The 11,398-nt window shown below is 64.1% G+C and carries 9 protein-coding genes; 8 read left to right on the forward strand and 1 reads right to left on the reverse strand.

What is annotated here, in order from left to right:
* Positions 1-98: 98 nt before the first annotated feature.
* The 6 genes from FAX90_RS16390 (at position 99) to FAX90_RS16415 (ending at position 8,314) form a co-directional block, all read left to right on the forward strand.
* Complete coding sequence (locus FAX90_RS16390) at positions 99-437, forward strand: hypothetical protein (protein ID WP_144098617.1); 339 nt, start codon at positions 99-101, stop codon at positions 435-437.
* A gap of 57 nt (positions 438-494) precedes the next feature.
* On the forward strand, positions 495-2,366 hold the full coding sequence (locus tag FAX90_RS16395; protein WP_144098620.1) for an ABC-F family ATP-binding cassette domain-containing protein: 1,872 nt from the start codon (positions 495-497) through the stop codon (positions 2,364-2,366).
* A gap of 128 nt (positions 2,367-2,494) precedes the next feature.
* The gene (locus FAX90_RS16400; protein WP_144098622.1) at positions 2,495-3,475 is read left to right on the forward strand and encodes a helix-turn-helix domain-containing protein; all 981 of its coding nucleotides are present in this window, start codon (positions 2,495-2,497) and stop codon (positions 3,473-3,475) included.
* 149 nt (positions 3,476-3,624) lie between these two features.
* Positions 3,625-6,231 (forward strand): TonB-dependent receptor, encoded by a 2,607-nt coding sequence (locus FAX90_RS16405; protein WP_205700719.1) that lies wholly within the window; start codon positions 3,625-3,627, stop codon positions 6,229-6,231.
* Between the two features lie 3 nt (positions 6,232-6,234).
* Positions 6,235-7,314: an NAD(P)-dependent alcohol dehydrogenase gene (locus FAX90_RS16410; RefSeq protein WP_144098624.1), complete on the forward strand. Its 1,080-nt coding sequence runs from the start codon at positions 6,235-6,237 to the stop codon at positions 7,312-7,314.
* 46 nt (positions 7,315-7,360) lie between these two features.
* Entirely contained in the window at positions 7,361-8,314 is a 954-nt protein-coding gene (locus FAX90_RS16415) for an alpha/beta hydrolase (RefSeq protein WP_144098626.1), read from the forward strand.
* A 77-nt stretch (positions 8,315-8,391) separates the two neighbouring features.
* Here the strand turns inward: FAX90_RS16415 and FAX90_RS16420 are convergent, their stop codons facing one another.
* The gene (locus FAX90_RS16420; protein WP_240704960.1) at positions 8,392-8,832 is read right to left on the reverse strand and encodes a MarR family winged helix-turn-helix transcriptional regulator; all 441 of its coding nucleotides are present in this window, start codon (positions 8,830-8,832) and stop codon (positions 8,392-8,394) included.
* A 152-nt stretch (positions 8,833-8,984) separates the two neighbouring features.
* Here FAX90_RS16420 and FAX90_RS16425 point away from each other — a divergent pair, with 152 nt between their 5' ends.
* Together FAX90_RS16425 and FAX90_RS16430 are read left to right on the forward strand one after the other, a co-directional pair.
* Positions 8,985-10,412, forward strand: coding sequence for an aldehyde dehydrogenase family protein (locus FAX90_RS16425; protein ID WP_144098628.1), 1,428 nt, complete (start codon positions 8,985-8,987; stop codon positions 10,410-10,412).
* A gap of 119 nt (positions 10,413-10,531) precedes the next feature.
* Positions 10,532-11,359 (forward strand): p-hydroxycinnamoyl CoA hydratase/lyase, encoded by an 828-nt coding sequence (locus tag FAX90_RS16430; protein WP_144098630.1) that lies wholly within the window; start codon positions 10,532-10,534, stop codon positions 11,357-11,359.
* The last annotated feature ends 39 nt before the right edge of the window (positions 11,360-11,398 follow it).

The following is an 11,398-nucleotide window of genomic DNA, read 5'->3' on the forward strand; positions in this document are numbered from 1 at the left end:
TCGCTGGGCCATGCGATCCCCGTGCTTCGTGATGGTGGTAATGCCACGCTCAGGCGGTAAGAGGGGGAACAGCACCTTCAGGCAATTCAGGCAGACCGATGGCCCGCAAACATTTCAGGCACGATCGTTACGACGATACCGACAGCGATGAAAACGCGCCGGAACCTGCCGTTCCGTGCTGGCTTTGCTCCAGGCCGACCGGTCAGACGATCGTCTGGCATCATCCCGTACCCAAGAGCCGCGGCGGACGCGACGTCGTGCCCATGCACCCGATTTGCCAGCAGACGCTGATCGCCAATTTCACCAATTCCGAACTGCAGCGATATGGCATGGACGTGGACGGCCTTCTGGCCAATCCGGCCATTCGAAAGTTCGTCGACTGGGTGGCGGGCAAGGACCCGGACTTCAACGCGACGACCGCCAAGAAGAAGCGCTGAACGCGAACCCGGCATTCAATCGTTGGGACCGCGAGGCAGTGCTGCTATGGGCCCCGCATGCTTACGATTGACGGTATCACTGTACGGCTTGGCGGCCGGCCCATTCTCGAACGCGCCAGCGCGACGATCCCGCAGGGCGCGCGTGTCGGCCTGATCGGCCGGAACGGTGCTGGCAAGTCGACGCTGATGAAGGCCATCATCGGCCAGATCGAACCGGACGACGGGCAGATCGGCAAGCCTTCGCGCGCCCGCATCGGCTATATCGCGCAGGAAGCGCCCGACGGCACGACCACCCCGGAAGAGGCCGTCCTGGCCGCCGACGTGGAGCGCGCGCGACTGCTGGAAGAAGCGGAAACCTGCACCGACATGGACCGCCTTGGCGAGGTGCACGAAAGGCTCTTGGCCATCGACGCCTACAGCGCGCCGGCACGGGCGGCCAAGATCCTGAACGGCCTTGGCTTCGACGAGGAAATGCAGCGCCGCCCGCTGTCCAGTTTCTCGGGCGGGTGGAAGATGCGGGTGGCGCTGGGCGCCCTGCTGTTTTCAGAGCCCGACGTGCTGCTGCTGGACGAACCGTCGAACCACCTCGACCTTGAAGCGACGCTGTGGCTGGAAAACTTCCTGAAGTCCTATCCCGCTACGCTGCTCGTCATCAGCCATGAACGCGACCTGCTGAACAACGTCGTCGACCATATCCTGCACCTGCAGGGCGGCAAGCTGACGCTTTATACCGGCGGCTACGACGCGTTCGAGAAACAGCGTGCCGAACGCGCGGCGCAGCTGGCTTCGGCCAAGGCGGCGCAGGATGCGCAGCGTGCGCGCCTGCAAGACTATGTCGCGCGCAATAGCGCCCGCGCCTCGACCGCGAAACAGGCCCAGGCCCGCGCCAAGATGCTGGCGAAGATGCAGCCGATCGTCGCCCTGATGGAAGACCCATCGCTCAGCTTCGAATTTCCGTCGCCGGGCGAACTGCGCTCCCCCATGATTACGCTCGAAGGTGCGGCGGTGGCCTATGACGATGCGCCGCCCATCCTGCGGCGACTGAACATGCGGATCGACGCCGATGACCGGATCGCTCTGCTGGGCCGCAACGGCAACGGCAAGACCACGCTCGCCCGCCTGCTGGCGGCGCAGCTTCAGGCGGTCGAAGGCGCGATGGCGGCGCCGGGCAAGCTCAAGGTCGGGTACTTCACGCAGTACCAGGTCGAGGAACTGGCGAGCGATGCCACGCCGGTCGAACTGATGACCCGCGCGATGGAGGGCAAGACCCCGGCGGCGGTCCGGGCACAGCTGGGCCGTTTCGGCTTTTCCGGGCCGCGGGCCACGACAAACGTCGAAAAGCTGTCGGGCGGAGAGCGCGCCCGGCTTGCGCTCGCGCTCATCACCCGTGACGCGCCCCATCTCCTGATCCTCGACGAGCCGACCAACCACCTCGACGTCGATGCGCGTGAGGCGCTGGTCCAGGCGTTGAACGACTATTCCGGGGCGGTGATCCTGATCAGCCATGATCGGCACATGGTGGAACTGACCGCTGACCGGCTGATCCTCGTCGATGCAGGAACGGCAGCCGAATTTTCCGGCAGCATGGACGATTATATCGACTTCGTGCTGGGCCGGAACAAACCGAAGAAACAATCCGCGCAAGGCGCGTCGAACGCGGCATCGGGTAATACCGCCAAGACCCGCGCCAAGGCTCGCTTCATCAAGTCCGAACTGGCCTCTGCCGAAAAGGCGATTGCCCGCCTGGAATCGAGCCTGAGCGAAATCGATGGCGCGATGTGCGAACCGGACAAGGCACCAAGGCACCTTGCCAACGTCAATATGGGCGAGCTGCAGATGCGCCGTGCGGAGATCAGCGAGAAACTGGCAAAGGCCGAGGCCGAATGGCTGGCTTTGGGCGAACAGCTGGAAACGCTCGCCCCCGCATAGCGCCGTGACCGGCAGTCCTGACCCGCTGCTCCAGAATCCGGTTGCGGGCTTCGTATGCTCCGGATACATTCCGCCGAAAAGGCCGGCAGCGCAGATCGGGAAACGACAGGCTGCACGGCGAAGAGGGGATGGGTATCGAACATGACGCTGCTGCCAGCTCATTTCTGCCAGCCGGTGGAGCCGGACCGGTGAACGCGGTCGAATGCTTTTCGACCAGGCTGGTGCCGCATCAGCGCCGCCATCATTTCTGGCACGAAGTCGTGGCAGAGGCTTTCCCCGGCATGTCGGTCAGCGCCTCTGAAGGGATACGCGCAGACCTGACCCGTTGTTTCGTCGGTAAGGTCGGACTGGCCCGCGCGCGAAGCGACCGGGCGAGAGTCAGCCGGGTATCGACACAGGGCAGCGACCGGCATCTCCTGCTGCACATGTTGCGGCGCGGGACGATGATGATGGAACATGGCAAGAAAAGCAGCCGCGGCCACGTCGGTGAAATCATCGTGGCAGATGACACGCGCCCCTATTCCATCGACATTTCGCAGGCCAACGACTGCCTGATCCTGCAAGTGCCGATCTCGATGATGGGAGACGCGGTCGCCGCGCGCGACTGGCACGGATGCATATTGCCTGCCGACAATCCCAACGTCGCCTTTCTGGGGCATATCTTCCAGGGCATCTGGTTGCAGCGCGAGCATCTGGACGATCTGGACGGGGACACCGGTGCACTGCTTGCCGATGCCGCGCGCATGGCATGTGGCCGCAGGTCGGTCGATCATCTGCCGATGCGTTCCGCCCGCTCTCCGGTCGAATATGCGCTGGATAACCTCGCCAATCCGGATCTCGGCACGGCAATGATCGCCGATGCGCTGGATCTGTCCGTACGCGCGGTGCAGAAATCGTTTTTCCGCCATGTCGGCCTGACGCCGACAGCTTTCATCACGTCGCGAAGGATGGAATGGGCAAGGACGCTTCTGGATAGCGGCGACGGGCAGACGATCACCGAAATCGCGTTCGAAGTCGGCTTTAACGATTCTGCGTTTTTCGCCCGCTGCTTTCGCAGGCACTTCGGCGTGTCGCCAAGCCAGTGGCGACAAGGCACGGGTCATTCGTGATCCGGCAAGGTCGCGAACCCATGCGGCCCGAATGTTCGCAATTGTCCTGATCGCGCGTTCGCGGCCATCCAAGACCGCCGGGCGATCACCCCCTAGAAAAGACGCCAAAGCGCCGGGACAGGCGCGGATCTTTTGTGGGAGAAATTTTCATGGGCAAGACGACAATCGCGCTGCTGCTGGCATCTTCGGCGTTCGTGGCCGCACCGGCCATCGCACAGGACGATCTGCAATCGGCCGCGGCTGACACCACCTCCGGCACCGGCGGGATCACGGAAATCGTCGTCACCGCGCAAAAGCGTTCGGAAAACGTGCAGGACGTGCCGATCGCGATCTCGGCCTTTACCTCCGAAGCCCTGCAGGAACGCGCCATCGGCAGCGTTGCGGACCTTTCGGCGGTTGCGCCCAACGTCAATCTCGATGCAGGCACGCCGTTCTCGGGCTCGCCCGCCGTGCTGGCGGCGTATATCCGCGGCATCGGATCGGACGATTTCGCGTTCAACATCGATCCGGGTGTCGGCATCTATCTCGACGGCGTCTACCTGGCGCGCACGGTCGGGGCGAACCAGGACCTGCTCGACGTTGAGCGTATCGAGATCCTGAAGGGTCCGCAGGGCACGCTGTTCGGTCGCAATACCATCGGCGGCGCCATTTCCATCGTGACCAAGGATCCGGGCGACTATTTCACAGCCACCGGCGATGTGACCGTCGGCAGCTACAACCTGCTCAACGTTCGCGGTTCCGTCACCATCCCGCTCGCCGAAGCGCTCAGTTCGTCCGTGACCTTCGGGGCAAAAACGCGCGACGGTTTCCTGAAGCGCGTGCCCTTCCCCGATCAGCGCGCCAACAACGCGCCGCCGTTCTCCGCGTTCTCCGCCGCGGGCTATGACAGCGCCCGCCGGGAAGGCAGCAGCGACAACTGGAACTTGCGCGGCAAGCTGAAGTGGGACAATGGCGGCGCGGTGCGGGCCACGTTCTCCGGCGACTACAGCAAGGACAAGGGCACCTCGGCGAACAAGCTGATTGCCACGGCCGAAAACGTGCCGGGCAATTTCGCCGGCACAACGAACCTGCCCGGCACGGCCTTCGACCCGACCGGCACCACCGGCTTCCTGTTCGCGGGCCTTTACAATTTCTGCATCGGCAGCACGGCAGGCGAAATCGCGGCGCGCAATGCCTCTGCCCTGTGCGGCGTGGCAGGAACGCAGTTCAACCCGCAGTACCAGCTGGCCAGCTATGCCAGCGCCAACGTCGATGGCGACCCCGCCAACGACCGCCTGCCGTGGGACGACCGCTATCTTATCGCCGACAAGGATCGCAGCTATGCTACCGGCAACAGCTATTCCGATCTGGAGGCATGGGGGCTTAGCGGCATCGTCGATTTCGACCTGGCCGAAAACGTCGCGCTCAAATCGATCACCGCCTATCGCGAACTGCACTGGAACGCGGGGCTGGATGCCGACGGGTCGCCGCTCAATTTCCTCCAGCTCAGCTTCACCATGAACCAGAAGCAGTTCAGCCAGGAACTCCAGCTGCTGGGCGACGCGCTGGACCAGAAGCTGCGCTACGTCGCCGGCGCCTACTACTTCAGCGAATCGGGCGACCTGCACGACTTCGTCACATTTGCCGAAGGGCTGATCCAGGTCGACGGGCCGAACGACCTGTCGACCAAGAACTACGCCTTTTTCGGCCAGCTCGATTACCGCCCCGTGGACCTGATCGGCATTACCGTCGGCGGCCGCTATACCAACGAACGCAAGCGGTTCGAAGGCGGGCAGCAGGAATTGAACGGCTTCAACTACAAGCTGTTCGGATGCGCCGATGCCGATGGCACGATCTATCCCGGCGGGGCCTTCCCCCTTGCGCCGGTGCCATGCCAGTTGGCGCTGGAATATCCCGATCCGACCAACCCCGTGCGCGTCTATACGCCGGGCACGAACCGCAAGAGGTTCAGCGATTTCTCCCCCAAGGTTGGCCTACAGATCCATCCGGGCGACGATGTCATGCTCTACGGCAGCTGGTCCAAGGGCTACAAGACCGGCGGCTGGACCACGCGCCTGACGAACCCGCAAGGCAATGTCGCACCGGACTTCGGCGAGGAAAAAGCAACCACGTGGGAGGCCGGTATCAAGTCGACCCTGCTGGATCGCAGGTTGCAGGTGAATGCCGCCGTCTTCTCGACCAAGTACCGCGATATCCAGCTCAACATCCAGGTCGGCACGTCGCCCACCATCGCCAACGCGGGCAACGCGCGTATTCGCGGGTTCGAAGTCGAAGCCCTCGCCGCGCCGATCGACGGGCTCACCATCAACGGATCGGTCGGCTATGTGGACGCGGAATATACCTACGTCTCCCCGGCGACCGCGGCCGTGGGCGGGCCATCGCCCTATCAGGCCGGTACTCTCGTGGGTGAAGACCTGCCCAAGACGCCGAAGTGGAAAGTCAACATCAGCCCCCGCTACGAGGCGGAACTGGCCAATGGCGGATCGCTCGTACTGCTCGCCGACTGGACGCATAGTTCGGGCGCGTGGAACGACACGCAGCGCACGTTCCTGCTGCGCCGGGTGTCGAGCGATATCGTGAACGGAAGCGTCAGCTACCGCGAGCCGAACGGCAACTGGTCGCTGACGGCAGGGGGCACGAACCTGACCGACAAGCGGTTCCTGACTTCCGGCGGATCCAATCTTGCCGCGGGCACGTTGTTCGGCAGCTACAACCGGCCGCGCGAATGGTACCTGCGCCTTGGCTTCGACTTCTGAGCGATGGGTGCACTGACGATCGACGCCGCCGTGATCGAGCGGCCGGGCGAGCCCTTCCGGTTCGAGCAACTGTCCATGGACCCGCCCGGCCCCGACCAGGTGCGCGTGCGGATCCGCGCCTGCGGGGTATGTCACACAGACATGGTGATGCGGGACGGAAACCTGCCCGTCCCCTTCCCGGTGATCCTGGGCCACGAAGGCGCGGGCGTGGTAGAGGATGTGGGCCGCGATGTCGCCGGACTGTCGAAGGGCGACCACGTCCTGCTCAGCTTTCACAGCTGCGGTGCCTGCGCCGCGTGCCGGGACCATGAACCGGGTTATTGCGACGAATTCGTACCCCGCAATTTCCTGGGCCTGCGCCAGCCCGGCGAAGGGAGCATCCGGCGCGGCAAAGTTGTGGTTGGCAGCAACATCTTCGGGCAGTCGGCCTTTGCCACTCATGCCCTTGCCCACATGGACAACGTCGTGCGGATCGATGCCGACCTGCCGCTCGATCTGCTGGCACCGCTTGGTTGCGGGGTCCAGACCGGCGCGGGCACAGTGCTCGAAACGCTCGACGTTCAGCCGGGACAGTCGATCGCGATCATGGGCGCAGGCGCGGTAGGGCTGTCGGCGGTGATGGCGGCAAAGATCGCGGATGCAGGACGCATCTGCGTGATCGACCGCCACGCGCACCGGCTGGCCCTCGCCCGCGAACTGGGTGCAGACGAAGTGGCAGAGAACCTGTCGGCGCTGGTGGAGCCTTTCGATCATATCGTCGACACGACGGGCGTTCCCGCGCTGTTGCAGCAGTCGGTTGCAATGCTGGCCCCGCGCGGGACACTGGCGCTGGTCGGGGCCTATCCGCCGCAGACCGTGGCCATCGATCCATCCGCCATCATGAGCATGGGGCGCAGGATCGTGGGCGTCGTGGAAGGCGGCATCGACCCGCGCCGCTTCATCCCCCGCCTGATCGCCTATTACCGCGAAGGTCGCCTGCCGCTGGAAAAGCTGGTGAAGCGCTATCCCTTCGCGCAGATCGAGGAGGCCTTCGCCGCATCCGGGCAGGGCACGGTGATCAAGCCGGTTGTGGTGATGCCATAGGGGCGCGATAACGCCCTCGCACCGACACCCGTTCAGGAGAGCCGCCGTGGAACTAAGCCCGCATGTTCTGAAGTTCTTTGCGATTCTGGAAGAGGCAGGTGCCCCCCCGCTGAACGAGCTTTCCTATGACGAGGCGCGCCAGGGCTATCGCCGGATGAGCGAGATGTTCGGCGGCCCCACGATCGATATGGCGCATGTCGAGGATTTCGTGGCCGAAGGCCCTGTTGGCCCGATACCCCTTCGCCAATATCGCCCCGACGGCCTGCCCGATGCAGACGCGCCCGCGCTTATCTACCTTCATGGCGGCGGCGGGGTGATCGGCGATCTCGAATCACACGACAAGGTGTGCCGCCAACTGGCTTGTCGCGCCCAATGCGCAGTTATGGCGGTAGACTACCGGCTGGCGCCTGAGCACCCGGCTCCTGCGCCTTCGAACGATGTCATTTCGGCGTTCCGCTGGATTGTTGCCAACGCATCGACGCTAGGCATCGACCAGGACCGCATTGCCGTAGGCGGTGACAGCGCCGGCGGGTGCCTTAGCGCGGTGGTGGCAATCGCGGCCCGCGATGAGGGCATTCCGCTTCGCTGCCAGATCCTCATCTATCCCGGTCTCGACTTGCGCGAATCTGTCTGGGACTACCCTTCCCGCGTTCGCAATGGCAACGTGCCGCCGCTGACGCTGGAGGCAATGCGCTATTTCGTCGACAGCTATCTGAACGACGTGTCAGTCGCAGATGACTGGCGCGTCTCGCCGATAGTCGCCGGGGACATGGCGGGCCTTTGCCCTGCGCTCGTCATTCTGGCGGGCTTCGATCCCCTGCTCGACGAAGGGGGGCTCTACGCGGACCGGCTGGAGGCGGCAGGCGTTGCGGTGACACGCCACGTCTTCCCTTCGATGATCCATGGCTTCATCGAACTGGGCGGCATTTTGCCGGAGACCGACGAGGCGCTGGACATGATCGCGCAGACGCTGCGCCAGCGGCTTGATTGCGGCACCTGATCTTGCGGAATGCAGCGGCAGCGATCCCAATGGGACAACCGGGTGTGATGCCAGGTCCGTTCAGCGGCAGAGCGCGCTCAATTATCGGCGGCGAAGCTTCGGCGCATCTTGGCAAGGCAGGCCCGCATCGCGGCGCGTTCCTCGTTCGTCAGGTCGCGCAGCAAATGTTCATCGGCCTCATTCAAGGCGGCCAGCATCCGCTTCAGCTGATCGCTGCCCTCTTCGGTCAGGAAAAGCGCGTTGGCGCGCGGATCGGCCGCTTCGCCCCGGCGGATCAGGCCGCGTCCTTCCAGGATATTGACGAGCTTCATCGCGCTGGCCCGATTGATCGAGAGTTCCTCGCCCAGCCGGGTTTGCGTGCAGCCGGGGTTGTTCGCCACCACGATCAAGGCAGTGACGCGGGCGGGCGTGATGTCGAAAGGCTCAAGCATGCGGCGCGCGGTCTTGTCGGCCTCGATCTGGACCATGCGCAGCTGATAGCCGAAGGATGCATCCAGGCTGATCTTTCGTGTCCCCATTCCCGTTCGATGGCCCGGTCGCCCAATCGCGTCAAGCGGGCGTCGGCAGTTGCAATAACTGTATCATTGGCATACATACCGTTCAAGGCCGCAGGCTCGAATCGCGATCCCCGTTTTCGCAATTCGCGCGATGCCAGATCGAGAGGACAGACATGACCCACAGCTTTCGCATGCTCATCGCCGGCGAACTCGTCGACGGCGCTTCGACATTCGATGTCGTGAACCCCGCCACCGAAGGCGTGGTGGCGCAGTGCCCCAAGGCGAGCAAGGACCAGCTGGAAACCGCGATCGCCGCGGCCAAGGACGCTTTCCCCGCCTGGTCCGCGCTCAGCTACGAGGACCGCGCCGGTTACCTCGTCAAGCTGGCCGACGCGCTTTTCGCCCGCAAGGACGAGTTTGCGCGCCTGCTGACGTCGGAACAGGGCAAGCCGCTCGACCAGGCCGAGTACGAGATCATCGGCTCCACGTTCGTCCTGCGTGCCTTTGCCGAGATGCGCACGCCGGAAAAGAAGCTGCGCGAAGAGGGCGGCCAGACCGTGATCGAGCATCGCACGCCGCTTGGCGTGGTCGCGTCGATCACGCCGTGGAACTTCCCCGTCATCCTGCTCATGAACAAGCTGGGGCCGTGTCTCGTCACCGGCAACTGCATGGTGGCAAAGCCTGCGCCGACGACGCCGCTGACCACGCTTCTGTTTGGTGAGCTGGCGGCGGAGATCCTGCCCGCAGGTGTCTTCAACACCATCGCCGATCAGAACGAACTCGGCCCGGTAATGACCTCCCACCCCGATATCGCGAAGATCGCCTTCACCGGGTCGACCGCGACGGGCAGCAAGGTCATGGCCTCGGCAGCCGAAAGCATAAAGCGTGTGACGCTGGAACTGGGCGGCAACGATGCCGCAATCGTGCTCGACGACGTACCCGCAAGGGAAGCGGCGCAGAAAGTCTATCAGGGCGCGATGACCAACGCGGGCCAGATCTGCGTCGCGATCAAGCGCGCCTATGTGCACGAATCGATCTATGACGAATTTTGCGAGGCAATCGCCGAACTGGCCAACGCCGCCGTCGTCGACGACGGGACGCGCCAGGGCACGACGATCGGGCCGGTGCAGAACAGGATGCAGTACGACAAGGTTCGCGAACTGCTGGACGATGCAAAGCAGCGCGGCACGGTCCTGGCTGGTGGCGAGCTTCCCGACCGGCCCGGCTATTTCATTCCGCCCACGATCGTGAAAGACCTCGACGACGATGCCCCGCTGGTCTGCGAAGAACAGTTCGGCCCTGTCCTGCCGGTGCTGAAATACACGGACATCGACGACGTCGTGCGCCGCGCCAATGACAGCGTTTACGGCCTTGCCGGTACCGTCTGGGGCCGCGACCTGACCCGTGCGCTGGACATTGCACGCCGCATCGATTCCGGGACCGTCTGGGTCAACCAGCACCTCGCCATCGACGCCAACCTGCCTTTCCGCGGGTCGAAGCAGTCCGGTCTTGGCGCCGAACTGGGTGAGGCGGGCCTCAACGAATACACGCAGGCACACATCATCAACGCGGTCGAGTTCGACGCGCAGCCCGCGCACTGACGAACAGGGGCGGGGTCCGGGCACCCGGCACTCCGCAGACACATCATCGGCGTCACCTCCTCCCCCGGCTCGTTTGCCGGTCGGGCGGGGTGTTGCCCGATCAATCAGGGGAATATGGCATGAGTTCGGAACTGGTCACTTGTACGGTCGAGGACGGGATTGCGTGGGTCTGGTTCTCGCGTCCTGAAAAGCGCAACGCGATGAGCCCGGCGCTCAACCGCAAGATGGTCGAAGTCTTCGACGAGATCGAGTTCCGCGACGATGTCTCGGTCATGGTGCTGGGCGGCGAAGGCACGGCGTGGTCGGCGGGCATGGATCTCAAGGAATACTTCCGCGAAACGGAAGCACAGGGCCTTGGCGGCGTGCGCAAGTCGCAGCGCGAGAGCTATGGCTGGTTCCGCCGCCTGCGCTGGTTCCAGAAGCCGACGATCGCGATGGTCAACGGCTGGTGCTTCGGCGGGGCATGGGGCCCGCTGTTCGCCTGCGACCTTGCGATCTGCGCCGACGAGGCGAAGTTCGGTCTTTCGGAAATCAACTGGGGCATCCTGCCCGGCGGCGGCGTCACCAAGGTCGCGGTCGACCTGCTTCCCATGCGCGATGCCATGTGGCTGACGCTGACGGGCGACCTGATCGACGGCAAGCAGGCGGCCGCCATGCGCCTCGTGAACGAAAGCGTTCCGGCAGACCGGCTGAAGGCACGCACGCGCGAAGTGGCCGAAATGCTGCTGCAAAAGAACCCCGTGGCCTTGAAGTTCGCAAAGGACGCGGTGCGGCGCGTATCGACGATGACCTACGACGAAGCCGAAGACTACCTTGTCCGCATGCAGGAAGCAGCGAACTTCCACGACAAGACCGAGGGCCGGAAGGAAGGCATTCGGCAGTTCATTGACGAGAAGTCGTACAAGCCGGGCCTCGGCGCGTACGATCTGTCGAAGCAGAAAGGCTGAGGTGCGGCGATGACCGAGGATGCAACCGGCTCGCTCGAC

Origin of the sequence: Croceicoccus sediminis (assembly GCF_007570835.1) — a bacterium.
In the GTDB taxonomy this organism is placed as follows: domain Bacteria; phylum Pseudomonadota; class Alphaproteobacteria; order Sphingomonadales; family Sphingomonadaceae; genus Croceicoccus; species Croceicoccus sediminis.